General features: G+C 64.4%; 19 protein-coding genes and 1 tRNA gene. 11 read left to right on the top strand and 9 right to left on the bottom strand.

The genetic code is table 11. The features are described 5' to 3' along the window. Positions 1 to 13 precede the first annotated feature (13 nt). The 4 genes from KEC55_RS00155 (at position 14) to KEC55_RS00140 (ending at position 7,462) form a co-directional block, all read left to right on the top strand. A complete protein-coding gene (locus KEC55_RS00155; RefSeq protein ID WP_034188218.1) occupies positions 14 to 691 on the top strand; it encodes a response regulator in 678 nt (225 codons plus the stop codon). Positions 692 to 972: 281 nt separating this feature from the next. Then, entirely contained in the window at positions 973 to 2,103 is a 1,131-nt protein-coding gene (locus KEC55_RS00150; RefSeq protein WP_282506268.1) for a porin, read from the top strand. A 314-nt stretch (positions 2,104 to 2,417) separates the two neighbouring features. Beyond that, positions 2,418 to 4,436, top strand: a complete 2,019-nt coding sequence (locus tag KEC55_RS00145; RefSeq protein WP_282506267.1) for a site-specific DNA-methyltransferase — start codon at positions 2,418 to 2,420, stop codon at positions 4,434 to 4,436. After that, positions 4,436 to 7,462: a type III restriction-modification system endonuclease gene (locus KEC55_RS00140; RefSeq protein ID WP_282506266.1), complete on the top strand. Its 3,027-nt coding sequence runs from the start codon at positions 4,436 to 4,438 to the stop codon at positions 7,460 to 7,462. Before KEC55_RS00145 ends, KEC55_RS00140 begins: the two co-directional genes overlap by 1 nt. A gap of 256 nt (positions 7,463 to 7,718) precedes the next feature. Here KEC55_RS00140 and KEC55_RS00135 read toward each other — a convergent pair whose 3' ends face one another. The 5 genes from KEC55_RS00135 to egtB all read right to left on the bottom strand — a co-directional run bounded on the left by KEC55_RS00135 (position 7,719) and on the right by egtB (position 11,388). Further along, the gene (locus tag KEC55_RS00135; protein ID WP_282506265.1) at positions 7,719 to 8,093 is read right to left on the bottom strand and encodes a hypothetical protein; all 375 of its coding nucleotides are present in this window, start codon (positions 8,091 to 8,093) and stop codon (positions 7,719 to 7,721) included. Positions 8,094 to 8,280: 187 nt separating this feature from the next. Continuing rightward, on the bottom strand, positions 8,281 to 8,532 hold the full coding sequence (locus tag KEC55_RS00130) for a hypothetical protein (RefSeq protein WP_282506264.1): 252 nt from the start codon (positions 8,530 to 8,532) through the stop codon (positions 8,281 to 8,283). A gap of 37 nt (positions 8,533 to 8,569) precedes the next feature. Then, positions 8,570 to 8,875 (bottom strand): hypothetical protein, encoded by a 306-nt coding sequence (locus KEC55_RS00125; protein ID WP_282506263.1) that lies wholly within the window; start codon positions 8,873 to 8,875, stop codon positions 8,570 to 8,572. A gap of 292 nt (positions 8,876 to 9,167) precedes the next feature. Continuing rightward, positions 9,168 to 10,181, bottom strand: a complete 1,014-nt coding sequence (gene egtD, locus KEC55_RS00120; protein ID WP_282506262.1) for an L-histidine N(alpha)-methyltransferase — start codon at positions 10,179 to 10,181, stop codon at positions 9,168 to 9,170. Beyond that, on the bottom strand, positions 10,165 to 11,388 hold the full coding sequence (gene egtB / locus KEC55_RS00115; RefSeq protein WP_282506261.1) for an ergothioneine biosynthesis protein EgtB: 1,224 nt from the start codon (positions 11,386 to 11,388) through the stop codon (positions 10,165 to 10,167). Before egtB ends, egtD begins: the two co-directional genes overlap by 17 nt. Positions 11,389 to 11,914: 526 nt before the next feature. On the opposite strand from egtB, the gene KEC55_RS00110 reads away from it, so the two are divergent. Together KEC55_RS00110 and KEC55_RS00105 are read left to right on the top strand one after the other, a co-directional pair. Further along, positions 11,915 to 12,391 (top strand): carboxymuconolactone decarboxylase family protein, encoded by a 477-nt coding sequence (locus tag KEC55_RS00110; RefSeq protein WP_282506260.1) that lies wholly within the window; start codon positions 11,915 to 11,917, stop codon positions 12,389 to 12,391. After that, a complete protein-coding gene (locus tag KEC55_RS00105) occupies positions 12,391 to 13,272 on the top strand; it encodes a sigma-70 family RNA polymerase sigma factor (RefSeq protein WP_282506259.1) in 882 nt (293 codons plus the stop codon). The genes KEC55_RS00110 and KEC55_RS00105 overlap by 1 nt, the downstream gene beginning before the upstream one ends. Positions 13,273 to 13,367: 95 nt before the next feature. Here KEC55_RS00105 and KEC55_RS00100 read toward each other — a convergent pair whose 3' ends face one another. Both KEC55_RS00100 and KEC55_RS00095 read right to left on the bottom strand, forming a co-directional pair. Beyond that, positions 13,368 to 13,883, bottom strand: a complete 516-nt coding sequence (locus KEC55_RS00100) for a DUF2628 domain-containing protein (RefSeq protein WP_282506258.1) — start codon at positions 13,881 to 13,883, stop codon at positions 13,368 to 13,370. Positions 13,884 to 14,204: 321 nt separating this feature from the next. Beyond that, positions 14,205 to 14,281 (bottom strand) — tRNA-Val (locus KEC55_RS00095). Positions 14,282 to 15,143: 862 nt separating this feature from the next. Here KEC55_RS00095 and KEC55_RS00090 point away from each other — a divergent pair. From KEC55_RS00090 to KEC55_RS00070, 5 genes are all read left to right on the top strand, one after another. Further along, entirely contained in the window at positions 15,144 to 15,293 is a 150-nt protein-coding gene (locus KEC55_RS00090; RefSeq protein WP_282506257.1) for a hypothetical protein, read from the top strand. Between the two features lie 135 nt (positions 15,294 to 15,428). Then, positions 15,429 to 18,599 carry a type VI secretion system tip protein TssI/VgrG gene (tssI, locus tag KEC55_RS00085; protein ID WP_282506256.1) on the top strand — a complete coding sequence of 1,057 codons (3,171 nt, stop codon included), beginning with the start codon at positions 15,429 to 15,431 and terminating at the stop codon, positions 18,597 to 18,599. Between the two features lie 50 nt (positions 18,600 to 18,649). Further along, positions 18,650 to 23,368, top strand: coding sequence for an RHS repeat-associated core domain-containing protein (locus KEC55_RS00080; RefSeq protein WP_282506255.1), 4,719 nt, complete (start codon positions 18,650 to 18,652; stop codon positions 23,366 to 23,368). 18 nt (positions 23,369 to 23,386) lie between these two features. After that, on the top strand, positions 23,387 to 23,731 hold the full coding sequence (locus KEC55_RS00075; protein WP_282506254.1) for a hypothetical protein: 345 nt from the start codon (positions 23,387 to 23,389) through the stop codon (positions 23,729 to 23,731). Between the two features lie 24 nt (positions 23,732 to 23,755). Continuing rightward, on the top strand, positions 23,756 to 24,073 hold the full coding sequence (locus tag KEC55_RS00070) for a hypothetical protein (protein ID WP_282506253.1): 318 nt from the start codon (positions 23,756 to 23,758) through the stop codon (positions 24,071 to 24,073). Positions 24,074 to 24,870: 797 nt separating this feature from the next. Here KEC55_RS00070 and KEC55_RS00065 read toward each other — a convergent pair. Continuing rightward, positions 24,871 to 25,629 (bottom strand): anti-sigma factor family protein, encoded by a 759-nt coding sequence (locus KEC55_RS00065; protein ID WP_282506252.1) that lies wholly within the window; start codon positions 25,627 to 25,629, stop codon positions 24,871 to 24,873. Further along, entirely contained in the window at positions 25,626 to 26,147 is a 522-nt protein-coding gene (locus KEC55_RS00060) for a sigma-70 family RNA polymerase sigma factor (protein WP_059667759.1), read from the bottom strand. The genes KEC55_RS00065 and KEC55_RS00060 overlap by 4 nt, the downstream gene beginning before the upstream one ends. Positions 26,148 to 26,164 lie beyond the last annotated feature (17 nt).

The raw sequence follows: 26,164 nt of genomic DNA, 5'->3' as shown, positions 1-26,164 counted from the left end.
AGAGAAAGCCGTCATGAAACTCCTGCTGGTCGAAGACAACGCCGAACTCGCGCACTGGATCGTGAACCTGCTGCGCGGCGAGGATTTCGCGGTCGACTGCGTCGGCGATGGCGAACGCGCGGACACCGTACTGAAGACCGAACGCTACGACGCCGTGCTGCTCGACATGCGCCTGCCCGGCATCAGCGGCAAGGAAGTGCTCGCGCGGCTGCGGCGCCGCAACGACAACGTGCCGGTGCTGATGCTGACCGCGCACGGCTCGGTCGACGACAAGGTCGACTGCTTCGGCGCGGGCGCCGACGATTACGTCGTGAAGCCGTTCGAGTCGCGCGAACTCGTCGCGAGAATCCGCGCGCTGATCCGCCGGCAGGCCGGCGTCGGCACGACACAGCTCGTGTGCGGCGACCTCGTCTATGCATTCGGCACGCGCGAATTCCGCTGCGGCGAAACGGTGCTGGCGCTGCGGCGGCGCGAGCACGCGATCCTCGAAACGCTGATGCTGCAGCAGAACAAGACGGTATCGAAGGCGCGGCTGATGGACAGCGTGTTCGCGCTCGACGACGAGCCGAGCGCCGACGCGATCGACATCTACATTCACCGGCTGCGCAAGCATCTCGCGGGCAGCACGGCCGAAATCATCACGCTGCGCGGGCTCGGTTACATCCTGCGCATGAAGAGCACGCAGGACTGACGGGCACGCGCCCGTCGCACGGCACGTCGATTCGTAGCACGAAAGGTCGCCCTGGCCAGCCGGATGCCCGGCAGGCCCGCTTGCGCATGCCTGCCCGATCCGTGATTGTTGCGCGTTCGGTGTTTTCACCGATCCGATTCTTGCGCCCGGGAAAGCGTCGTGAAGGATTGCACCCTCTACGATGCTATGCGTCGGCCCTCTCGCTGTGGCCGGCAAGAGTCGGCATACATTACGTACTGCCAACGACCAGATTTCAATGCGGCAGCTCGGAGGAGACGATCTTGAAACGAAAAACCCTTGCCCTTTCCATCGCGGCGGCTGGCCTGTGCGCCGGCACCCAGGCGCATGCGCAATCGAGCGTGCAGCTCTACGGCCTGATGGACCTGAGCTTTCCGACCTACCGGACCCACGCCGACGCGAACGGCAATCACGTGATCGGCATGGGCAACGAAGGCGAGCCGTGGTTCAGCGGCAGCCGCTGGGGCCTGCGCGGTGCAGAAGACATCGGTGGCGGCACGAAAATCATCTTCCGCCTCGAAAGTGAATTCGTGGTCGCGAACGGCCAGATGGAAGACAGCGGCCAGATCTTCGACCGCGACGCGTGGGTCGGCGTCGAGGACGAGCGCTTCGGCAAGCTGACGGCCGGCTTCCAGAACACGATCGCGCGCGATGCGGCCGCGATCTACGGCGACCCGTACGGTTCCGCGAAGCTGTCGACCGAGGAGGGCGGCTGGACCAACTCGAACAACTTCAAGCAGATGATCTTCTACGCGGCCGGCCCGACCGGCACGCGTTACAACAACGGCATCGCGTGGAAGAAGCTGTTCAGCAACGGCATCTTCGCGAGCGCCGGCTACCAGTTCAGCAACTCGACGCAGTTCGCGACCGGCTCCGCGTACCAGGTCGCGCTCGGCTACAACGGCGGCCCGTTCAACGTGTCGGGTTTCTACAACCACGTGAACAACGGCGGCTTCACGAACCAGACGTTCTCGGTCGGCGGCAACTACACGTTCGACATCGTGCGCCTGAATGCCGGCTACTTCCGCTACAACGGCGACCAGGGCTCGCTCGGCCAGCGTCACGACGATTCGTGGACGGTGTCGATGAAGATCGCGCCGAAGGGCGCGCTCGACTACGAGCTCGGCTACCAGCAGATGCGCGTCAAGAACGCCGCGAACAATTCCGACGGCTTCACGCCGAACGCGAACCTCGGCGCGTTCAGCCTGACCAACGGCGTCGCCAACGGCTTCAAGGAGACGATCTACGGGTCGGTGTTCTATCACCTGAGCAAGCGCACCGAGGTGTACCTCGCCGGCGACTACATGAAGCTGCACGGCGGCTACACGGTGTCGTCGACGTTCGGCGCGAAGAACCAGCTCGAACTGACGTCGGGTATCCGTACCCGCTTCTGACCCAACGCGGGGCCCGGTGGGCCCCGCCGCACCCTCCATCCGGGATTCTCCATGCGGGCACGCCGGCGCCAGACGCCGACCGTGCCCTTTTTTTCGTCCCTTTCCCGGTGCCGCCGGCCGGCCCGTGCGACAACCGGCCCGAACCCGCTTGCGGCCCGTGGGGCGGGCGATCGCGGCCGATGCCCGCACGATCGGCTCACATCGGCGCTTGACCTCGGCCGACCGACTCGATAGCGTTTCGGGTTTGCCCGGGCGGCCGTTGCCGCCGGTGCCGTGAGCACGCCCGACGTCCTGGCGCGCGCGGCCGGGCTCCGATGGAAAAGACGATGCAGAAACTCGATGCGGCCAGCCCGCAGGCGATGTCGACGGATTTCACCGCCGACAACGTCGCGCGCCTGAAGGCGCTGTTCCCCGAACTCGTGACCGAAGGCCCCGGCGGCGCGTCGGTCGACGTCGACGTGCTGAAGGCGCTGATCGGCGAACGCACGGTCGGCGACGCCGACGAGCGCTACGGCTTCCACTGGCACGGCAAGCGCGGCGCGCGCCAGGCCGCGCTCACGCCGTCGACGGGCACGCTGCGGCCCTGCCCCGACGACAGCGTCGCGTGGGACGACACGCGCCATCTCGTGATCGAGGGCGACAACCTCGACGTGATGAAGCTGCTGCACAAGAGCTACGCAGGCAAGGTGAAGCTCGTCTACATCGACCCGCCGTACAACACCGGCAGCGATTTCGTCTATCCGGACGACTTCAGCGACAGCATCCGCCACTACCTGGCGATGACCGGGCAGACCCAGGGCGGCGTGAAGCGCAGCACCAATACCGAGGCGAACGGCCGGTTCCACACCGACTGGCTGAACATGATGTATCCGCGCCTGAAGCTCGCGCACGCGCTGCTGTCCGACGAAGGGCTGATCGCGGTGCACATCGACGAGCACGAAGTGCATGCGCTCGTGCTGATGCTGCGCGAGATCTTCGGCGAGGAGAACGAGCTCGGCGTGGCCGTGTGGGACAAGCGCAATCCGAAGGGTGACGCGCGCGGCGTCGCTTACCAGCACGAATCGCTGGTGCTGTTCGCGCGCAACGCCGAGACACTGCTCGAACAGGCGCCGCTCAAGCGCCCGAAACGCAACGCGCAGCGCATGCTCGACGCCGCGCACGACGCCGTGTACCGCAGCGGCAACGCGAAGGACGCGCAGAAGGCGTACCGCGCGTGGATGAAGGCGCAGACCAACCTGTCCGGCGGCGAGGTGATGTACGACCGGCTGTCGGAAGAAGGCCGCGTGTACCGCCTCGTGTCGATGGCCTGGCCGAACAAGAAGAAGGCGCCGGAAGAATATTTCACGCCGCTGATCCACCCGGTCACCGGCAAGCCGTGCGCGATGCCGGCGCGCGGCTGGCGCAACCCGCCCGCGACGATGCAGGCGTTGATCGAGCGTGGCCAGATCGAATTCGGCGCGGATGAAAGCACGCAGCCGCAGCGGATCTACTACCTCGACGAGAACATGTACGAGAACGTGCCGTCGGTGCTGCCGTTCGCCGGTTCCGACGACGCGCTGCTGAAGACGCTCGGCATCCCGTTCGACCTGCCGAAGCCGGTCGATTTCGCGGCGGCCGTGATCGGCTGGTGCACGCGCGGCGGCGACATCGTGCTCGACTGCTTCGCGGGCTCCGGCTCGACCGGCCACGCGGTGATGCAGGTGAACGCGACCGACGGCGGCGCGCGCCGCTACGTGCTCGTGCAGCTGCCCGAAGCGCTCGACCGCCGCGATAAGACGCAACTGGCGGCCGCCGATTTCTGCGCGAAGCTGAAAAAGCCGCTGACGCTCGCCGAAGTCACCAAGGAGCGCCTGCGCCGCGCCGCGCAGCAGGTCGCGCGCGACTATCCGGAAAGCTATGGCGACCTCGGCTTTCGCGTGTACCGGCTCGACACGACCAACGTGATCGAGTGGGATCCGCGCCGCGACGATTTCGACCACGCCCTCTTCGCCTCCGTCGAGCACGTGAAGACCGGCCGCACCGAGGACGACCTGCTTGCCGAGCTGACGCTGAAGCTCGGCCTCGACCTGTGCACGCCGGTCGAGCATCACCAGGTGGCGGGCAAGACCGTGCACCTGATCGGCCGCTCGATCGTCGCGTGCTTCGATGCGCGTATCGCGCGCGACGACGCGGGCCCGCTCGCCGACGGCATCGTCGACCTGCTCGACGCGACCGGCACGACGCACGACGTCACGTGCCTGTTCCGCGACAGCGGTTTCGTCGACGACGTCGCGAAGCTCAATCTCGCCGCGCTGCTCGAACAGCACGGCGTGAAGCGCGTGCGGAGCCTGTGATGCGGCTGCATTTCGAAGCGGATCTTGACTACCAGCGCGAGGCGATCGACGCCGTCTGCGACCTGTTTCGCGGCCAGGAATCGTATCGTGGCGACTTCAGCGTGCTCGCGAACGCCGCGCCCGGCACGACGGCCGCCGCGCAAGGCTCGCTCGGCTTCGCGGTGTCGGAACAGGGCGTCGGCAACCGGCTGTCGCTGACCGACGACGCGCTCGCGCGCAATCTCGCCGACGTGCAGCTGCGCGGCGGGCTGCCGCCGTCCGGCCTGCCCGGCTCGCGCGACTTCACCGTCGAGATGGAGACCGGCACCGGCAAGACCTACGTGTACCTGCGCACGATCTTCGAGCTGAACCGCCGCTACGGCTTCACGAAGTTCGTGATCGTCGTGCCGTCGATCGCGATCAAGGAAGGCGTGCACAAGACGCTTTCCATCACCGAGGATCACTTCCGCGCGCTGTACGCGGGCGTGCCGTACGACTACTTCCTGTACGACTCCGCGAAGCTCGGCCAGGTGCGCCACTTCGCGGCGAGCGCGGCGATCCAGATCATGGTGATGACGGTGGCCGCGATCAACAAGAAGGAAATCAACAACCTCTACAAGGACAGCGAGAAGACCGGCGGCGAGAAGCCGATCGACCTGATCCGCGCGACGCGGCCGATCGTGATCGTCGACGAGCCGCAAAGCGTCGACGGCGGCCTCGAAGGCCGCGGCCGCGAAGCGCTCGCCGCGATGGCGCCGCTCTGCACGCTGCGCTATTCGGCCACGCACGTCGATCGTCACCACATGGTGTACCGGCTCGACGCGGTCGACGCGTACGAGCGCAAGCTCGTCAAGCAGATCGAGATCGCGTCGGCGATCGTCGAGGATGCGCACAACAAGCCGTACCTGCGGCTCGTCGGCGTGTCGAACCGGCGCGGCGCGATCAGCGCGCGCGTCGAGCTCGACGTCGCAACGGCGGCCGGCGTGAAGCGCCAGATCGTGACGGCCACCGACGGCGACGATCTCGAACGCCTGACCAAGCGCGCGCTGTATGCGGGGCTGCGGATCGGCGAGGTGCATGCGGTGAAGGGCGCCGAGTACGTCGAGCTGCGCCACCCGGAAGGCGAGGCGTTCCTGTCGCTCGGCGAGGCATTCGGCGACATCGACACGCTCGCCGTGCAGCGCGAGATGATCCGCCGCACGATCCGCGAGCATCTCGACAAGGAGCTGCGCCTCGCGGAACGCGGCGTGAAGGTGCTGTCGCTGTTCTTCGTCGATTCGGTCGAGCGCTATCGCCGCTACGACGAGAACGGCATGCCCGTGAAGGGCGATTACGCGCTGATCTTCGAAGAGGAATATGCGCGTGCGGCGCGCGTGCCGGCGTACCGTGCGCTGTTCGACGGCGTCGATGTCGCGCTCGAAGTCGGGCGCGCGCACAACGGCTACTTCTCGATCGACCGCAAGGGCGGCTGGACCGACACGAGCGAAAGCAGCGCGGCGGCCCGCGAGAACGCGGAGCGCGCGTACGGCCTGATCATGCGCGAGAAGGAAGCGCTGTTGTCGTTCGACACGCCGCTGAAGTTCATCTTCTCGCACTCGGCGCTGAAGGAAGGCTGGGACAACCCGAACGTGTTCCAGATCTGCACGCTGCGCGACATCCAGACCGAGCGCGAGCGCCGCCAGACGCTCGGCCGCGGGCTGCGCCTCGCGGTCGACCAGGACGGCGAACGCGTGCGCGACGCGGGCGTGAACACGCTCACCGTGATCGCGACCGAGCGCTACGAGTCGTTCGCGGAGAACCTGCAGAAGGAAATCGAGGCCGATACGGGCATCCGTTTCGGGATCGTCGAGGAACACCAGTTCGCGGCGCTGCCCGTGCAGGAAGAAGACGGCCCGGCGCATGCGCTCGGCATCGAGCTGTCGCGCGTGCTGTGGAACCACCTGCACGAGCAAGGCTATGTCGACGCGCAGGGCAAGGTGCTCGACCGGCTGAAGGACGCGCTGCGCCAGAGCGCGCTGGTGCTGCCCGAGGCGTTCGAGATGCTGCGCGCGCCGATCGTCGCGACGCTGCGCAAGCTGTCGGGCCGCTTCGCGGTGCGCAACGCCGACGAGCGCCGCGCGATCGCGTTGCGGCGCGATGCGTCGGGCAAGGCCGTCGTGTTCGGCGAGGATTTCCGCGCGTTGTGGGACCGCATCCGTCACCGCACCGTGTACCGCGTCGAATTCGACAACGCGAAGCTCGTGCGCGACTGCACGGCCGCGCTGCACGACGCGCCGGACATCGCGCGTGCCCGGCTGCAGTGGCGCAAGGCCGAGATCGACATCGGCAAGGCCGGCATCGAGGCGATCGAGGTGGCCGGCGCCGGCACGGTGTTGCTCGACGAAGGCGAGCTGCCGCTGCCCGACCTGCTCACCGAGCTGCAGGACCGTACGCAGCTCACGCGCCGTTCGCTGGCGACGATCCTGGCCGACAGCGGCCGGCTCGACGATTTCCGCGTGAATCCGCAGCAGTTCATCACGGTCGCGGCCGATGCGATCAACCGCTGCAAGCGCCACGCGCTGGTCGCGGGCATCGCGTATCGCAAGCTCGGCGAGCGCCACGTGCATGCGCTCGAATCGTTCGAGAGCGAGGCGCTGACGGGTTACCTGCGCAACCTGCGGCCCGACGCGCAGAAGTCGATCCACGAAGCGGTCGTGTGCGAGACGGACGCGGAGCGCGCATTCGCCGATGCGCTCGAGGCGCACGACGGCGTGAAGCTGTACGCGAAGCTGCCCGCGTGGTTCCGCGTGCAGACACCGCTCGGCAGCTATCACCCCGACTGGGCCGTGCTCGCGGAACAGGACGGCGGCGAGCGGCTGTACTTCGTCGTCGATACGCCGAATACGGACGGCCACGTGCCGAGCGAGCACGAGCGTGCGAAGCTCGTGTGCGGCGAAGCGCATTTCCGTGCGCTGGTGGACGGCGACGGTGCGGCGCGCTTCGTGCGCGTCAGGCAGGCCGATGCGTTGTTCGAGCCTGCGGTGCCGTTGGCGGGCACCGGGCGGTGATACGAAGGGCGGCGATGAGCCGCCCTTTTTTTCAGCCTTGATCGAGCGTGCCGGACACCCTCGCGGCGCCCGCTTCGGGCGCCGGTTTTCGTTCTGTCATCCGCGTGAAAGCGATCCGTATTCCTGCGTGAGCACGACGCGGTTACGGCTGGTTGCAAATCGGGTCGGCACGACGTTTCCGCGCGACAGCGGCGTTGCGTTTCCGCCATGAAAAAAGGGCGCCGAAGCGCCCTTTCATCGCATGCGTGCGCCGCGCTTACAGCGTGCGGCCGAATGCGTTGTGATGCGAATGATGCGTGGACGTCGACGCATGCGCGGTATGGCCATGCGTATGCCCATGCGTGTGACCGTGACCCGGCTGCACGCCGGCGCGATCGGCGATCGTGTCCGAGCGGTCGGCTGCGCGCGACAGGCCCTTGTCGCGATCGCCCGCGCGCATGCCGTTCGAGTTGCCCAGCGCCTCGCCGCTCATGTGACCGCCGGACATGCCGCCCGCGTTGCCGCCCGAGCCGCCTGCGCCATGACCGCCACCGTTGCCACCGCCATTGCCGCCGGCCGCCGCGTAGGCGGACACCGAGCCGAGCGCGAGCAGCGCGGCCGTCAATACGGACAGATATCGTTGCTGTTTCATCTTGTGCTCCCTGGAGCGCGTTCGTGTGACTGCATTCTATGAACGCGCAAAATTCGCGCCACACGACGTTGTAAATGATCGTAACGATGCGCGCGGCGCGCATTCGTCAGATCAATCCGGGTGCTGCATGAACGGGGAACGAAGCAGGCGGTGGCGGCGCGTCGGCGCCGCCCCGGTGGTGAAGTGCTTACTGCGCCGGCTGCATGCCCTGCGCGGCGGCCTTGTGCTGCGCGGCCTGCTCCTGCGCCTGCTTCTTCGCCATGTGGTGGCCGACGATACAGCCGCCGACCGCACCGACGACCGCGTGGTGCCCCGCGTAGTGGCCGGCGACCCCGCCCACCACCGCACCCTTCATGCAGCCCGCCGCGTGCGCGCTGCCGATCGTTGCGAGCGCAACGACAGCGGCGGCGCACAGCCTGATGTGTCGAATGGGCATCATGTTTTCATTCTCCTCTTGTAGTGGTCAGTCTGGCCGCTTAATCCCAGCGGCGGCCGCGCCAGTCGCCGCGATCATGCCATTCGTGCTCGCGCCATTCACGGCGGCGCCATTCGTGTTCGCGCCATTCGCGCTGACGCCAGCCATCGCCACGCCAGCCGTCATCGCGGTAGCCGACCGGCGCGTACATGACGGGCGGCGGCGGCGCGACGTAGACCGGTGCGGGCGCCGCGTAGACGCCCGGCACGCCGATGCCGACCGACAGGTCGACGTGGGCCGATGCGACGCCCGATGCTGCCAGCGCCGCTACACCGAGAACTGCACCGAGAATAAGTTTCTTGCTCATCTCGCGACTCCCTGCACGTGTCGTGCGTCATGTGAATACGGTTCGGAGTCTAGGCACCGGGCACAGACACAGGTGAAACGGGTATGCGAGACAGGTAACGGACGATTACGGATGCCCGCAAAGCCTTACGGGACAAGGGAGAGGCCGCACTCGAAACACCGTTGCAGCGGCGCATCGAGCCGGTAAAAAGGGCGTTTCGGCACGAAACCGGGCGATTCGATCGGGCTCGCCGGCATGCGCGGGAAGTGAGCCGCCCGCGCCGTGCGGCACGGGCGGTTCGCAACAGCAGGCGTTACGCGCGGATATCGTCGACGCTGCGCAGCCAGTGCACGCTGAACAGGTTGTCCGCGTCAGTCCAAACGGTATCGGGCTCGAATCCCGCGCGGCGCGCGATCGCGTGGAAGCCGTCGATCGTGAACTTGTGCGAGTTCTCCGTGTGGATGCGCTCGCCGGCTTCGAAGCGGAACGCGTGGCCGCGCACGTGCACCGTCTGGGCGACATCGCTGACGAGATGCATTTCGATGCGCTGCCGCTCGCGGTCGTAGAACGCGCAATGCGAGAACGCGTCGACGTCGAAATCCGCGCCAAGCTCCTCGTTCGCACGCACCAGCAGGTTCAGGTTGAACTGCGCGGTCACGCCCTGCGCGTCGTTGTACGCGTCGTGCAGCGTGCGCACGTCCTTCACGAGATCGGCGCCGACCAGCAAGCCGCCACCGCGCAGCAGCCGTGCCGCATCGCGCAGGAACGCGTCGGCTTCTTCCGGCGAGAAATTGCCGATCGTCGAGCCGGGAAAGAAGCCGATGCGCCGCGCCGGTGTTGCGGTCAGCTCGGCCAGTTGCTCGGCTTTCGTGTAGTCGGCCGCGAGCGGCGCGACGTCGAGCCACGGATAGGCCGAACGCAGTCGCGCGGCCGCGTCGTGCAGGTAATCCGCCGAGATGTCGACCGGCACGTAGCGCGCCGGCGCGTTCGCATAGTTGCCCGCGAACGCGTCGAGCAGCACGCGGATCTTCTCGAGCGAGCCGGCGCCGAATTCGACGAGTTCCGCATGCGGGCCGACGCGCCGCACGATCTCGGCCGCGCGATCGCGCAGGATGCCGAGCTCGGTGCGCGTCGGGTAATACTCCGGCAGTTCGCAGATGCGGTCGAACAGCGCGGAGCCGGCCGCATCGTAGAAGTATTTCGGCGGAATGCTGCGCGGCGTACGCGACAGTCCGTCGATCAGGTCGCGCTCGTACGCGCTCGGCCGCGAATCGCGGGTGGGTTGCTGGCCACCGCTCGTGGCCGTCTGGTCAGACGTCTCGCGCAAGTCGCACTCCCGTGAATTGCCAGCGTGCCGCCGGCGGAAAGAAATTGCGGTACGTCGGCCGTTCGTGCCCGGGCGGCGTCGCGATGCTGCTGCCGCGCAGGACCTGCTGGCCGACCATGAACTTGCCGTTGTATTCGGCCGCGACACCCGCGAGCGGCCGAAAGCCCGGATACGGCTCGTAGGACGAACGCGTCCACTGCCATACGTGCCCGAGCATCTGCTGGATGCCTTCGGCAGGGAACGCGGTTTCCCATTCGAATTCGGTCGGCAGCCGTGCGCCGGCCCATTCCGCATACGCGGCCGCTTCGTAGAAGCTCACGTGGCACACCGGTGCGTCCGGCGCGAGCGGTTCGACGCCGTGCAGGCCGAACGTGCGCCGCACGCGCGTGCCGGCCGCATCGTCGTCGTCGGGCATCCAGTACGCGGGCCCTTGCCACCCTTCCCGCTGCACCGTGGCCCAGCCGTCCGACAGCCAGAACCCGGGGCGTGTGTAGCCGCCATCGGCGACGAACGCCGCAAATTCCGCATTCGTCACGAGACGGTTCGCGATCTCGTACGGCCGCACGAGCGCCGTGTGGCGCGGCCGTTCGTTGTCGAACGAGAACGCGTCGCCGTCGTGGCCGATCTCCACGAGCCCGCCCGGCTGATGCAGCCAGCGCTGCGCGCCGGCGTCGCCCGCGGCCATCGCGTCGCCATCCATCCCGTTGCGCGGCCGGAACGCCGGCTTCAGCGGGTTGCACGAGAACGCGTGCAGCATGTCGGTGACGATCAATTCCTGGTGCTGCTGCTCGTGATGCAGGCCGAGCACGACCTCGGGCGCGATCGCGTCGAGCAACGCCGCATCGGCACCGGCCAGCGCGCGCAGCATCGCGTCGTCGACGTATTGCCGGTACGCATGCACCTCGTCGAGCGACGGGCGCGTGAGCAGCCCGCGCTGCGGCCGCGGATGGCGCGGGCCGAGCGCTTCGTAATAGGAATTGAAGAGGAACTGGAAGGCGTCGTCGAACGGCGCGTAGCCGGGCACGCGGCGCATCAGCACGACGGTTTCGAAGAACCAGGTCGTATGCGCGAGGTGCCATTTCGTCGGACTCGCGTCCGGCATCGACTGCACGGCCTGGTCTTCGGCGGACAGCGTCGCAGTCAACGCGACGCTGTGGGAGCGCACGTCCTGGTAACGGCGCTGAAGCTGTGATGCAAGGAGGCTCATCGGTTTACCGTCCACGTCGCGATTCGCTGCGTTGCGTTGCCGGAAAAGGGAAAGCCTTGCGCGTGATGCGCGCGGCTGACGTGCGACCTGCTGCTGCGTCGTCGGGCAGCCGGCGCGCGCGCCGGGCCGCGGATGCGGCGTCACTTCATCTGCCCGTGCAGAACAGTATGGGCCAGAAATGTGAATGCTGCGAATCGGGATGCCGGCGAAACACGATCGAAAGAAAAATGAAAGTGTTGGCTTCACACGTGTCGAATGCATGACGGCGCGGAGATCCCTGTCCGGGCGGGCTTTGCTGCATGCCGGCCCGCGCAAGCGGCTACTGACGACCCATGACATCCGCGCAGCGCGCGAGTTTGTCTGATGAACGCTGTCGAACGCGGCCATCGTCACCGCGCCGAACCGCTCTGCCCTTCACTTGCGATCCGTATCCGCGCCCGCTTCGAAAAATTTTCTGCATCGATGTCACACACGCGGGGGGCTCGCTCGTCATATCACCGGAACCCACACGAAAGGAGAAGGAACCATGACTGCGAAACTCAATCCGTTTGCCGCTGCCCCCGCACTGATGAAGAACTGGATGGCCGTATCGATCGCCGCTGCCGGGAGCCTCGAGCCGACGCTGATCGAGCTCGTCAAGATCCGCGCATCGCAGATCAACGCGTGCGCGAACTGCATTAACATGCACACCGCCGAGGCGCGCGGGCAAGGCGAGACCGAGCAGCGCATCTACCTGCTCGCCGCGTGGCGCGAAGCGCCCTGCTACACCGACCGCGAACGCGCGGCGCTCGGCTGGACCGAAGCGCTTACGCGGCTGTCGGAGGGCCACGCGGCGCACGAAGCGGCCTATGCGGCGCTGAACGGCCATTTCAGCCAGGAGGAACAGGTGAAGCTCACGCTGATGATCAACGTGATCAACGGCTGGAACCGGCTCGCGGTCGGCTTCGGGCTGTGGATCGAGCCGGCCGACGCGAAGGCCGCCGCCGCGAAGATGGTGGCCTGATGACGAACCTCGACCCGGCCAAGGACAACGCCGAAGCACGGGCCGACGCGGCGGCGAGCTTCGATCCGCTGCGTCGCACGCTGATCCGCGTCGCGTACCGGATGCTCGGTTCCGTCGCGGATGCCGAGGACATGGTGCAGGACGCGTTCATCCGCTGGATGGACGTCGACCGTACCGAGGTGCGCGTACCCGAGGCGTTCCTGCGCCGCATGGTGATGCGCATGTGCCTCGATCAGCTGAAGTCTGCGCGGCACCAGCGCGAGACCTATATCGGCCCGTGGCTGCCCGAGCCGGTCGTCGAGGAAGACGAACAGGAAGACGTCACGCTGCCGCTGCTGCTCGCGCTCGAACGGCTCTCGCCGCTCGAACGCGCGGCGTTCCTGCTGCACGACGTGTTCGGTCTCGAGTTCGACGAAGTGGCCACGACGATCCAGCGCGACCCGGCCGCGTGCCGGCAGCTCGCCGCACGGGCGCGTACGCATGTGCGCGAAGCGCGGCCGCGGTTTCATGTCGAGAAGCAGCGTGGGATCGAACTGGCCGAAGCATTCTTCGCGGCATCGCGCAGCGGCGACATGCGTGCGCTCGGCGCGATGCTCGCCGAGGACGTGAGCCTGCATTCCGACGGTGGCGGCAAGCGCACGGCCGCGGGCAAGCCGGTGTTCGGCTTCGAGCTCGTGATGAAGGTGCACGAGTACCTGGCCGGGTTGTTCGCGACGCATGCGTCGAAACTCGTGCGGGCCGGGTTCATCAACGGGCTGCCGGGGTTCGTCACGCTGGAAGCGGACGGCGAGCTGCAGACGACGGCGCTCGAGATCGACGACGGGAAGATCGTCGCGATCTATGTCGTGCGGAATCCCGACAAGTTGAAGCATCTGCATTGAAGGTGATGTGAGCCGGTGCCGCATGCCATGCGGATGCATGGCGACGGCGCCGTGCGCCCTCGTCTTTCCGCTTCGTCGATCGCCGGCTACCGCAATCAGTACATCGCGCCTGCGGTGTTGCCGAGCATGAACATCAGTACGCCAAGCAGCGGCGTCGCGACGGCGAAACCGGCCGCCGCCAGCCAGTTCGTGCCACCCAGCGCCTCGAGCAGCGCGAGAAACGATTCGCGAGACGTCGCGTTCGGGCGCAGTTTTTCGATCCTGCGTTCGACGTGCTGCTTGTAGAGGCTGTTCCCGCACCAGCCGAGCGAGACCGCGATCCCGATCGTGACCGGGTCGAGCGTGGTCGATTCGAAGTATGTCGGGAAGTACAGCAGCTCGACCAGCGTGATGCCGAGCGTGACGGCGAGCACGGCGGCCGCCTGCCAGTACATGCATCGATAGGCCATCCAGACCGGGCCCAGGAAGCATGCGGCCCAGTTCCACGACTGCCGGCTCTTGCGCGATTCGGCGATCGCCCATTTGCGCTCGAACCAGGCGGCGTTCTTGCCGACGTAAGCGGCGATTTCGTCGTTGCTTACGGACGATGCGGCGGTCGTGACCTCGGACATGTCGTGTGCTCTCAGTCGCGCGGATCGCGCGTTGTTGTTTTGATGCGGTTTGGACGTGCTGGAAATCGGGCGACGCGCGGCGCAGCCGCTTCGATGTGCACACGATTCTACTCGCCGTGCAGCGGCGGTTGAATGGCCGATCGGGATGTCGGTGACGATGCGATGCCGGGCCATGTATCGCGCAACGCATCGGGGCTTCATGCGCTGTTTCGGGCCGGAAAAGAAAAACGCCACGCGAGGTTGCCGCGTGGCGTTTGTATGTTTGGCGAGCCGCGTTGCCTGTAGGCAAGTTGTGCTGCCGGACCCCTTCATTTTGTTCGTTGGTAGGCTCGATTGGATTCGAACCAACGACCCCCACCATGTCAAGGTGGTGCTCTAACCAACTGAGCTACGAGCCTAAGAAGCCGCGAATTATAGAGAGGGTTTTTGAGGAGCACAAGCCCCTTCGTGAAAATTTTTTGAGTCACGGCGCACGGACGCTGACGATCGATGTTGCCTGGCGATGTTGCGAACGTCGGATTCACCTGTTCGCATCACAGCAAAACGCGTCGATGTGCTGTGGTGTTATCCACATTGCCCTCTGGATAACCGTCCGGCAAGCCTCTGGATTCACAGTGGAACGATTGAGGATATGTCGGCGAGTCTGTGAATTGACGAAAAGTTGTTCTGTGCTGCGCGGAGCTGTTCACGTGACACACCCATGGTTATGCATTCCGCTTCGCGCTGAAAATTCAGTGCGTTACGGAGGTTATCCACTGTGGGGCACAGCGCTTGTTAACTATGACTACGTATGTATACGAACCCTGTTAACACCTTTGGATAAGCACAGTCCGTCGACTGTGATCCGCCTGGAATATGCACTGCGTGCGGCGAGCAGAGGAACGAATCGGGAAGCTGTGAAGCACGTGGGTGATACGTGAGCCGTCATGTCTGTAGAACCGCCGGCATCCAGGGGAAGCCGTTCGTTGACGACTGAACCGCACGAGGTAAAGCGACGACGTACAAAGTACTGATGGTCCCGCGCGGAGCGATCGATCTATCCGATGGCGCGCACGTCGTCCGCGTATTTGGCGAAGCGCTGCTGCCGACTGAAGCACGTGGACCCAGGACATGATGAAAAGACGATCGATGCCGTCACACGCCAGGCCGTGATTTCAGCGATCACCGCGTATTTCTCGTCACACCGGACGACAGTCGACTTCGAACCCTGATCGACGAAGGTGAAAACCGGCGCGATGAAATCGAAGAAAAAACCGGGCAATGCGAGTGATGCTCGCGTACCGGCTCGGTACCAGGATCCAGGTCGCGGCGCTCAGGCTCGACGACGAGACGGGTTTCCGGAAATTGTGGGAAGCGGGCGAACTGATTTGCAGGCGCTGTCGGCAGGAGACGTTGAAGGAAGCGGCCTGAGCGTGGCGCGTGTTCTGGTCATGTTTCTTTTCTTGGTCCGACGATTAACCATAACGTCCTGATTAAACGGTAAAATCCCGCCCGACAGAGTCACAGACACCATCCGAGGGTGCTGAAATAAAAAAGGGCTGTATCATGAACATGCCGGACATCGGCGCCGCGCTTCGCGGCGGCTTGCTTCAGCAGGATCGTTTGCTCAAGTTGGATACCCCGCTGGGGGCCAACGCACTTGCCGTACAGCGCGTCGTCGGCCGATCGCAGATCGGCAGGGACTATTCGTTTACGCTCGACGTCGTATCGAGCAATGACGGTCTTGAACTCAAGAAGCTGATCGCTCAGCCTGCGACGCTCTGGATTCAGCTCGGGAACAATGCATATCGGCCGGTCAGCGGCTACATCTACACCGCGCGCCGACTTGGCGCGAACGGCGGGTTGACGACCTATCAGCTCGAGTTGCGTGCCTGGATGCACGTGCTCCGGTTTCGCCGGGACGAGAAGATCTGGATCGACAAGAACGTCGAGGAAATCATTTCCGACGTACTTGGCATGCATCCGGAAGCACGCGGGCGGTTCCGCTTTGCCTTGTCTCAGCCTTTGGCGAACCGTTCGTACACGCGACAGAGCGAGACGGACTGGAACCTCGTACATCGGTTGATGGAAGACGAGGGGCTTTACTGCGCATGGCAGCAGGCCGATGACGGCAATTCGCATACGCTCGTGATCACCGACAACCTGCAGGCGTTCGTGCCGCTGTCGCCGGAAATCGTGCGCTTCTACCGCGGCGGTACGGCAGGCGAAGCGGACGCGTTCACGCAATGGTCAGGCACGCGCACGCTGCAGAGTGTGACGCTCACGACGCGCACATTCGACTACAAGAATCCTGCACAGCCGTCGAACCCGAAGGGCACGTCGTTGCCGACGATGGTCGGCCAGGGCGAGTTGCCGGATCAACTCGAAGTCTACGAGTACACCGGCGCTTATACGTATCCGGACCAAGCCCGTGGTGATCATCTGGCGAAGGTCAAGATGGAGGGGTGGGAGTCGCAGGCAAAGCGCTTCCATGCCGCGGGCGGCGTGCGCGCGATCGATGCCGGCCGACGCTTCACGCTGGCAGACCATCCCGAGCATGATCGCGATTCCGCCGATCAGCGCGAGTTTGCGGCGATCGAGGTCGCGTGGTGGATCGAGAACAACCTGCCCGTATCCGGTAGCGATTCGGATTTCCCGCATAGCTTGAAACGCGCGCTCGACCGGACGCGAGCACGTTACGAAAACACGCCTGGGCTTCAGGTATCACATGACGACGGTTCGGTCGGTTTCTATCTCGTCGAAGTCGAAGCGCATCGCGTGAGCGTGCCGTATCGCAGCCCGTTCGAGCACAAGAAGCCGGAGATGCATCTCGAGACGGCAATCGTCGTCGGGCCGCAGGGCGAGGAGGTCTATACCGACGAACTGAACCGGATCCGCGTGCAGTTCGTGTGGGACCGCCTGAACCCGGGTAACGAGAATGCGTCGTGCTGGGTGCGCGTGGTGCAGTCCGATACCGGCGGCGGCTACGGCGGCGTGCATGTGCCGCGCATCGGCGAGGAAGTGCTGATCGATTACGTCGGCGGCGACTGCGACCGGCCGCTGGCCGTCGGGCGCGTGTACAACGGCGCGAACCAGCCGCAGTGGCATAGCGACGGGATCCTGTCCGGCTACCGGTCGAAGGAGTATTCGGGCGGCGGCTACAACCAGCTCGTGATGGACGATGCGACCGGGCAGAACCGCGTGCAGTTGATGAGCAGCAGCGCGAACAGCTTGCTGCATCTGGGCTACATCATCGACCACAGTGCGAATTCGCGCGGGTCGTATCTCGGCAGCGGGTTCGACCTGCGATCGGATGCGTATGGCGCGGTGCGCGCGAGCCAGGGCCTGTACGTGACGACGCACCCGAAGGCGGCGAACAGCCAGCCGCTCGACGTGAAGGAAGCGCAGCAGCAGCTCGTGACGGGCGAGAGCCTGGTCGAGGCGATGTCGGGCGTGAGCGAGCAGCATCAGGCGGAAAGCCTGAAGGACGCGCAGGACACGATGCGCGCGTTCACGGACGCGACGCAGGACAGTGCCTCGGGCAGCGCGTCGGGCGGGCGCACAGCGGGCGGCGGCACGGGTAACGCGAACGCGTTCAAGGAACCGGTGATGCTGTTCGGCAGCCCGTCGGGGATCGGGATGTCGACGCAGCAGTCGGTGCACGTGGTCGCGAACGATCACGTGAACGTGGCGAGCGGGCAGAGCGTGCACGTGGCCGCGGGCAAGTCGCTGATCGGGAGCATCGGGCAGAAGCTGAGCCTGTTCGTGCAGAACGCGGGGATGAAGCTGTTCGCGGGCAAGGGCAAGGTCGAGATCCAGGCGCAGTCGGACAACATCGAGGTGACCGCGCAGAAGGCGGTGAAGGTCGTGTCGGCGACGGATCGGATCGAGATCGCGGCTGATCAGGGGATTCTGCTGACGAGCGGTGGGGCATACATTCGGATCAAGGATGGCAATGTCGAGGTCCATGCGCCCGGAAAGATCGATGTGAAGGGCGCGTCGCATACGTTCGCGGGGCCGGCGAGCATGGGGTATCCGTTGCCGAGTCCGCGGCCGGATCAGCCGGGGCAACTGGAATTGCTGCACCAGTATGCGAATGGCGAGGGTTTCAAGGGCGGCAAGTTCACGGTGCTGGACGCCAGCGGTGGCGTGTTGAGAGAAGGTGCGCTGGATGCAAAGGGGCATACGATCGTGAGCGGCTTGCCGGCCGGCGCTGTGCAGGTCCAGTTCGGCGAGGATCCGCGCAATCAGTACGATCCGTCGAGCGTATTCAAGACGGCGCAATGGCCAGCGAAACCGATGCAGGAAGCGGATCCGACCGCGACGGCGATGTCTCAACTCGGCGGTCTGTTGCCACCCGGGGCGCTGCCGGGTGCGACAAAGTTGGCGGCCATCGCGGGGCAGGCCGCACAAGGCGGCATCGGGAAGGCGTTGAGCGGACAGGCGATGGGGCTCGCGCAGGGGGCGCTCGCGAACGTGTTGCCGTCGGGCGCGATGCAGGCAGTATCGGGGGCGACTCAACTGGCCGGCATGGCGGGGCAGGTTGCCCAGGGAGGTGTTGGTCAGGCGTTGAGCGGTCAGGCGATGAGCCTCGCCAAAGGTGCCCTTGCCAGCGCGTTGCCGTCTGGTGCCGGTGCGGCCCTTTCGCAGGCCGGCCAACTCGGCGCCGCAGCCCAGCAGGTCGGTGCGCTCGCCCAAGCCGCGCGAAGTGCCGTACCTGCGCTGAAGGTTCTCTGAGTATCCGCTCGCGCAAGGCGCGCCCCATCACTTTCGAATAAAGAACAACCATGACCGCTTCTTCGGGCGTCATTCTTCCCAAGCCGACTGAGGTCTACGTCGCGCCGCTGCTGCAAATCGAAACCGTCGACGTCAAGGCGGGCGTCAAGGCGTGTGACCGCTGGTTGCGTGCGATCAGCCACGACTTCATCACCATCGAGCGGCTCGAAATGGTTGCCAACGCGCTGCCGGTGGTGGCGAACATCATGGCAGCCGTCGATCTCGTGCTCGATATCAAGGACATGATCGAGCATGGGCAGAGCGGCAAGCATCCCGATGTGTTCGATTATCTGAACCTCGGTCTCGACCTGATCGGGATCATTCCGATTCCACCCGGTACGGGCGAATTCCGGATGGGCATGCGTCCGGTGATGAAGCTTGTGCGGCAGAAGGTTGTCGAGAGCGGCAAGGCGCTGGGCGAGGCGACGTTGCAGGTGATGCAGACCGCACTGCTGCAGGCGCTCATCGACAGTCTGAGCGAGCAGTTCGCCGGCCGTATTCAGAGTTTCGTCGATGGCGTGAAGAAAGAGCTGAACAACCTGCTCAAGACCTGTGCCGATTACATCGAGAAATTCATGGTCGGCTTCGCGCGCCTGTTCGAGGAGGTGGCGGGGGAAAAGCAACTCAGTGTCGCGCACAACGTCCGCGCGGTGGGGCAGCATGCGGGCCAGATTGCATCGGGCTTTGCGGCGCATGATGCACGCAAGACATTTGCCGGGCTCGGTCATTTGATCGTCGACTTCGTGAAGATCGAAGCAAAGGAGCTCATCAACACCGGGACGCAGGCGGCGAAAGTGCTCGATCTCAAGTATCGCGAGCCGCTGCTGAACGTCGCGAAGGCGTTGCGCACGATGATCCCGGTGGTCAAGGAGAAAATCCTTGCGCTGGGCGGTATCGACGCCGGCAAGATCGGTTGGTTGATCAACCTTATCCAGACTGCCATCGACAAGAAGCGCGATGCGTTGCGCAAGCAGAAAGTGCATTCGACTGGCATCAAGGAACAGGGAACGACGAAAGTTCATCGTCACGAGGGTGAGGGGCAGAAGGAAACGGTCAGGCATACGGAACCGGCCCAACATCCGGGGCCGAACGACAGCAAGCTGATCTGCCCGCGACCTTCGCCGCCGGTTGCGACGAAGCGTTCGGTGGGATTTGCGCTGGGCGACGAGCGGCTCGAGCACCACGATTTCACATTGCCCGGTGTTCTTCCCATTGTCTGGACACGGACTTATCGATCGTTTTTCGACGCCAATGATTCGGGAGGAGAGCTTGGTGCACGCTGGATGACGGCGTACACCACGCGTATCGATGCGCATCGGGATCGATTGACCTACCACGACGCGACAGGCCGCAGCATCGACTATCCACGGCTTGTGCCTGGCGACGCCCATGTCGACAGGAGCGAGGGCGTGACGTTGTTGCGCCTCGATGACACGTGGATCACGTTGACGCGTGGGCATGAACTGCTTGAGGCCTATGAATTGCGCGGCGACGCATTTCGTCTTGCCTTCGTCAAGGACCAGTCGGGTAACCAGGTCACGCTCGACTACGACGATCGTCATCGGCTGACGCGGTTGATTGCGCCGACCGCGATCGTTGCCTTTCATTACGACGAAAAAGGGCGGATCGTCGAGGCGACGCATCATGGCGCCGATGGCAAGCGTATCGATACGTTGGCACGCTATACGTACAGCACGGACAGCGATCTCGTCGTGGCGATCGACCGGAATGGAAATCGTCGCGAATACGCGTACCGCCATCACCTCATTACACGCTACACGGATCGAACCGACCGTGGGATGAACCTCGAGTGGGACGGTACGGGGCCGAAAGCGAAGTGTGTCCGCGAGCATGCGGATGACGGCAGCTTCGACACGCGACTTGCATGGCATCCGGACTTCCGAATGGTCAGCGTGACGGACGCGCTCGGCAACGTGACGAAGCATTATTACGATCTGCATGGCTACACATTCCGCATCGTCTATCCGGATGGTCGAGAGGAATGGATGTATCGGGATGCTTATCACAATCTCATACAGCATACGTATCCGGACGGTGGCGTCGAACGCATGTCCTATAACGGACAGGACAACCTTGTCCGGCACGTTCGTGTCGACGGCAGCGTGACCGAGACGGACTACGACGACAAGGACCATATGGTTCGAATCGTCGATCCTCAGGGGGCTGTGTGGTTGCGTGAATACGACGACGCGGGGCGCGTCACGGTCGAAACCGATCCGCTCGGACACAAGACGACATACAGCTACAACGCACAAGGCTTGCCGGTAGAGGTGACCGATGCCAAGGGTGGCGTCAAGGTCATGGCGTATGACGACGCGGGCCGGTTGATCTCGCACACGGACTGCTCGGGCAAGACGACGACCTGGGCCTATGACGTGCAGGGCCGGTTGACCGAAAAGACGGATGCGTCAGGCGGGGTAACCGCGTATCGCTATGGCAGCAATGGACGGCCCGAAGCCATTCGCACCGCAGCCGGTACTCAACGTGTTCAATACGACGCCGAGGGACGCCTGCTTGCGATCACGGACCCGATGGAGCGTACCTCGCGTTACAGCTATGACGTTGCGGGGCGCGTCGCGGCGCGCACCGACGCGCTGGGGAACACGCTGAGTTACGGTTATGACAGGCTCGGGCGCCTGGTGAGGTTGACCGACTCGAATCATGCGACCTATCAGTGCAAGTACGATCCCGTTGGCCGGCTGCTCGAGACGGTCGGCTTCGACGGGACGGAAACGCGCTATGTCTACAGTGAAGAGACCGGCTATGTATCCGCCATCGATGTAGCCGGGAAGATCACCGTGGTCGAATTCGATCGCGGAGGCCGGCTGGCACGACGGATGTGCGATGGTAACGAGGAGCGCTTCGCCTACGATGCGCTCGGTCGACTCGTCGACGCGCAAAATGCCTGCAGTCGCATTCAACATTTCTTCGATCCCGCGGGAAACCTGGTGCGGGAGCATCACGCTTACGATCTTTTCGGCGAACAGCGCAGTTACGTCTGGCATCACACGTACGACGAACTGGGTACGCGTATCGGTACGGTGCGGCCGGATGGGCACAGGGTCGACTGGCTCACGTATGGATCAGGGCATGTCCACGGGATGTTGCTCGACAACGAAGAGCGTGTGAACTTTGAACGCGATGATTTGTATCGCGAAGTTCAACGAACCTACGCGAGCAAGCTCGAACAGCGGACCGAATATGACCCGGCCGGCCGCTTGCTGAACTGGATGCTCCGCCGCGAGAAGGCTCCTGCGCCATTGATGGCCCGGCATTATCGCTACGATGCCGCGAGCCAGGTCACGCATATCGAGGACAGCCGGCGAGGGTTGTTCGACTATCGCTACGATCCGGTCGGGCGGTTGATCGAAGCGACCGGGCACGGCGGTGCCGAGCGTTTTGCCTTCGACCCTGCCGGCAACCTTGTCGATGTCGGCAGCCCGGAACATGCGCGTACGTCAGCGCCGCCGAGCCCGGTTCGATCGGTCAGCACGCTGCCGCCTGCCGTGCCCAAAGTGCTTGGCAACCTGCTCAGGGAATATGCCGGTTCGCGTTTCAGTTACGACCCGCAGGGGAACGTCACCGAGAAACGTACGCCGGAAAGCGTGCAACGTTTTGAGTGGGACGCGTTCAATCGGCTGGTTCGTGCACGAATCGAATCGCCGGCTCGCCAAACGGATGCGCGGTATTTCTACGATGCGGCGGGGAGACGAATCGCGAAGGAGGTCGATGGAGTCGCGACGATATTCGGCTGGGACGGCAACCGGCTCGCTTATGAGAGCGATCACGAGCGCAGTACGCACTATGTGTACGAAGCGAATTCCTTCGTTCCGCTTGCACAATACGTCAGCGTACCCGTCGGCGGGATCCCGACTCCCTCGCGTGATGGTTCGGCACGTTATACCTCCGAAGACGATCCATTGCAGCGGATTCCGGTCTCGGAGGCGGACGCTCACCTGTATTACTACCACTGCGATCAAGTCGGCACGCCATTGATGCTGACCGACGAACTCGGTGAGGTTGTGTGGGAAGCGACTTACAAGGTGTGGGGTGAAGCGAAGGAAATTGTTTCACGCGTCTCGCGCGCATCCGGGCAAGCGGTGCGGAACGCGATTCGCTTTCAGGGGCAGCAACTGGACGACGAGACCGGGCTCGCCTATAACCGTCACCGCTACTACGACGCCGCGACGGCACGCTATGTCAGTGCCGATCCCATTGGCTTGTTGGGGGGCGTCAATCAATATCGCTATGTGTTGGCGCCGACCGGGTGGGTCGATCCGCTGGGGCTGAGCGAAGATCCTTGTTGCAACTGCGGCGGCAAGGCGATTATCCGGCACTACGACACCAATTCGGCGACCGGGCATTACACGGTAGAGGTGGAGAGCGGCTATATGTCGGTTCACACGCATCAGGTGATAGAGAAGGACGGAACCACCAAGATCGTGAACGAGAGGCGCGAACGCTATATGACCGGTGACCCGATTCTGCATACCGCCGAGGTTCCGTTGCCTGACGCAAAGGCAGCCCTGGCCTATCAGCAGTCTCAGATTGGAAAGAAGCTCGAAGCCTATGACGAGCGTACGAACAGTTGTGTCGACCACGTCGCGAATGTGCTTCGAGCCGGGGGAGCGGATGTTGCGCGGGGGCCTTTGGGTCAGATGAGATATCTCGGGAAGCTGGGTTTCAAGGCAAAGGTAAAGAAGGAATGAGATATCCGGGCGACCGGATTGGAAATCAAAGGTGAAATGATGCCGCTGGTGAATTGTGCATATCACGGACGTGTCGGAGGCGAGCTCGTGACTCGTGCCGTGTCCGATCTCGTCAACGATCGTGGCAACTGGAAGGGCGGCCGCAGGGTCGTGCCGTTAACGCTGGTGCGCGACGAGATCGAGTTTCCGGGCTACATGCTCGAATCCGAAGAGACGAAACTGCTTGAATTGGGCGGGACGCATGCAGGAGGAGGCGTCTATCGGTTCGACGATGACGAGTCGATGGAAACAGCTATCGGATTGTTGACGGCAACGTGTGTTGAATGCCTGAGGGAATTGATGGCCGGGCAGGAAGAAGGGTAAAGCGCCGCGTCTTCGGGGAGAGGGATGACCCAATTGAATTTCGGCAGGATCGATCGCTGTTCCGTCCGGCTCAATACCGCGACGCTGCTCGGCCTGAAGGCGGCCTATGAAGACTTCGCGAAGACCGGGCAGGATCTGCGCAACTTCGAGATCTGGATCGAAGACGAAAGTGAAGGCATCGCGGATCCGACGCCCGAGGATCACGTCATCAGCGTGACGTTCGTGGCGAAGATGCCTCTCGGCATGCGCGGGCTCGGCAATGCAAGTCCGCTCGGGACGTCGATGAAATACGTCATCTCCCCTGAGACCGGCGAGATTCTCAAGGTTTATCTGACCAAGTGACCTTGGCGGCGGTGAAGGTGGTCAGCCTTCGTATGTGGATAACCGCGGCGCAAACGACGCGAAACGCTGTGCGAGCAATAGGTGAGCATGCACCCGGATCGCAAGCCGAGTGCGGATCCTGACGAGTTCCAACAGTGACGAGCCGAACCGAATGCGTAAGCACGCGACTGGACTGAGGTCAGCCTGCTTTACGACGTGGGTCCGTGTGGAATGAGCATTGCGTTTCGTGCGCTCGTCGGCGGTCCGCATGTGGACAACCCGCACACCAACCAGTCGAACTCCTGTGCATCGAACAGGTGAGCGCTTTGCATTGGCCCACACGAATCAACGCGAAGGCCTTGTCTGGCACGGCCTCGCCGGAATAGAGCAGATGACGCGGATAGCTTTCTCGCGATCCGTCGTGATTGAGTGCCTTGTGGATATCGAGAACTCAAAGCACTCGAAGACCTGTGCATTCAGCGAGTGAGAGTAATCGAATTCGGTGCAAGTGTTCGCGTTATCTCGCGGGTTGTGGATATCGCGCTCCGAAACAACCTCAAACGCTGTGCAGACGGAGAGTGAGCGAGTCGACCGATGGCTGCGCGATGTGGATATCCTGTTCCGCAGCGACTCGAAACCCTGTGACTCCAAAAGGTGAGGGTGCCGGAGGCGCTTCGGTGTGGACAACCGACCAGGAAAGTCAGTCGAAACACTGTGCAGGCGAGTGGTGAGCGCAAGCGCGCCCGAGCCAGCAAAGCCGCATGATTCCGGGCGCCGACAGCCGCCACCGACCGCCGACAGCGCGCGCATCGTACCACTCAAGTCTGCTGATCGAGCGCCTGCACGACCGCCTTCTCGCCGAGACTCCCCGCCGGCCCGACCACCGCATAGTTGAGCCCGTTCACCGACCCATACCGTGCGAGCAACGCGCCATCCACACGTTGTCCGGCCGGCAGCAGCCGATGTTTCGATTCCGCCGGCCGGAGATAGAAGCTCAGCGTCCGCCCGGCCTCGTCCTCATAGAGCACCATCGCAGCGGTGGCGCCGCTATCCGTCGTGAACAACCGTCCACCGACCGGCCTGAACCCCGCCGCGCTCAAATCCGGCAGCCTCGCCGATGCCCCGACACGCCGGGTGAGCCACCCCTGCAAATCCCCCGCACCGGTCGGCCGGTAATCGACCTTGGCCGTCTGATCGACCACCATCATCCGGTAAGCCTCGACCGCATCGCTCATCGGTGCGATGGGCGGCGCCGCGTTCCATCCACGCGCCTGCCATCCGCCGAACGTCCCCAGCCCGACGCAGAACACGAACGAAGCCGCGACCGCGAACCGCATCCGCGAGCGTTCGGCCCGCCGGCCGCGAATGGCGGCAGGATCCAGCGCAGGGTTATCGGCCGGCATCCGCACGCTCTCCAGCGCGGCCCGCAACCGCTGCGCATCCTGTTGCCATTGCTTCACCTGTTCCGCGCGCTCCGGATGCAGCGCGAGATAGCGCTCGACCGCGGCGCGCGCATCGTCGTCGAGCTGGCCGTCGACGTAGGCCTGAAGGTCGTGTTCGTTCGGAGGCGTGTTCATTTCTTCATCAACCGGAGAGAAGGAGCAGGAAGCTCGCCGTCGCTGAGCTGGCGCAGCGCCTGGCGCGCGCGGGAGAGCCGCGACATCACGGTGCCGATCGGCACTTCGAGCAGGTCGGCGACTTCCTGATAGGTGAAGCCCTCGACCGCGACGAGCAACAGCAGGCTGCGCTGCTCGTCCGACAGCCGGCCGAACGCTTCGAGCGTCGCGCGCGCCGCGAATTCGCGTTCGGCGGATGGCCAGTGTGCTTCGTCGTCGTCGCGGATCCGGCCAAGCAGCCAGTTGTAGCGCTTCGCGCTGCGTTTCCCGTCGAGAAACTGCCGGTACAGGATCGTGAAGAGCCAGCTGCGCAGCGATGCGTCGTCGCGACGGCTCGTCCAGCGCGACAGCGCGCGCTCGAGCGTCGACTGAACGAGATCGTCGGCCGCATGGACGTCGCGCGCCAGCCAGAGCGCGAAGCGTCGCAGCCTGGGGATGAGTTCGCGCAATGCGTCGTCGTCGAGGGCGGTGGAGGGCATGGCCGGGCCGGTTGCCG

It is taken from the genome of Burkholderia cepacia, assembly GCF_029962485.1.
GTDB lineage: Bacteria > Pseudomonadota > Gammaproteobacteria > Burkholderiales > Burkholderiaceae > Burkholderia.
The sequence above is the reverse complement of the archived record's forward strand: the minus strand, read 5'-3'. Positions and strand labels throughout refer to the sequence as shown.

What these genes read in the sequence shown, in the direction of transcription:
- KEC55_RS00065 (WP_282506252.1), bottom strand. Translation starts at nt 25,629, where the DNA reads ATGAACACGCCTCCGAACGAACACGACCTTCAGGCCTACGTCGACGGC.
- KEC55_RS00155 (WP_034188218.1), top strand. Translation starts at nt 14, where the DNA reads ATGAAACTCCTGCTGGTCGAAGACAACGCCGAACTCGCGCACTGGATC.
- KEC55_RS00090 (WP_282506257.1), top strand. Translation starts at nt 15,144, where the DNA reads ATGCGAGTGATGCTCGCGTACCGGCTCGGTACCAGGATCCAGGTCGCG.
- KEC55_RS00105 (WP_282506259.1), top strand. Translation starts at nt 12,391, where the DNA reads ATGACGAACCTCGACCCGGCCAAGGACAACGCCGAAGCACGGGCCGAC.
- KEC55_RS00130 (WP_282506264.1), bottom strand. Translation starts at nt 8,532, where the DNA reads ATGATGCCCATTCGACACATCAGGCTGTGCGCCGCCGCTGTCGTTGCG.
- KEC55_RS00145 (WP_282506267.1), top strand. Translation starts at nt 2,418, where the DNA reads ATGGAAAAGACGATGCAGAAACTCGATGCGGCCAGCCCGCAGGCGATG.
- KEC55_RS00135 (WP_282506265.1), bottom strand. Translation starts at nt 8,093, where the DNA reads ATGAAACAGCAACGATATCTGTCCGTATTGACGGCCGCGCTGCTCGCG.
- tssI (WP_282506256.1), top strand. Translation starts at nt 15,429, where the DNA reads ATGAACATGCCGGACATCGGCGCCGCGCTTCGCGGCGGCTTGCTTCAG.
- KEC55_RS00110 (WP_282506260.1), top strand. Translation starts at nt 11,915, where the DNA reads ATGACTGCGAAACTCAATCCGTTTGCCGCTGCCCCCGCACTGATGAAG.
- KEC55_RS00060 (WP_059667759.1), bottom strand. Translation starts at nt 26,147, where the DNA reads ATGCCCTCCACCGCCCTCGACGACGACGCATTGCGCGAACTCATCCCC.
- egtB (WP_282506261.1), bottom strand. Translation starts at nt 11,388, where the DNA reads ATGAGCCTCCTTGCATCACAGCTTCAGCGCCGTTACCAGGACGTGCGC.
- KEC55_RS00070 (WP_282506253.1), top strand. Translation starts at nt 23,756, where the DNA reads ATGACCCAATTGAATTTCGGCAGGATCGATCGCTGTTCCGTCCGGCTC.
- KEC55_RS00140 (WP_282506266.1), top strand. Translation starts at nt 4,436, where the DNA reads ATGCGGCTGCATTTCGAAGCGGATCTTGACTACCAGCGCGAGGCGATC.
- KEC55_RS00125 (WP_282506263.1), bottom strand. Translation starts at nt 8,875, where the DNA reads ATGAGCAAGAAACTTATTCTCGGTGCAGTTCTCGGTGTAGCGGCGCTG.
- KEC55_RS00100 (WP_282506258.1), bottom strand. Translation starts at nt 13,883, where the DNA reads ATGTCCGAGGTCACGACCGCCGCATCGTCCGTAAGCAACGACGAAATC.
- KEC55_RS00080 (WP_282506255.1), top strand. Translation starts at nt 18,650, where the DNA reads ATGACCGCTTCTTCGGGCGTCATTCTTCCCAAGCCGACTGAGGTCTAC.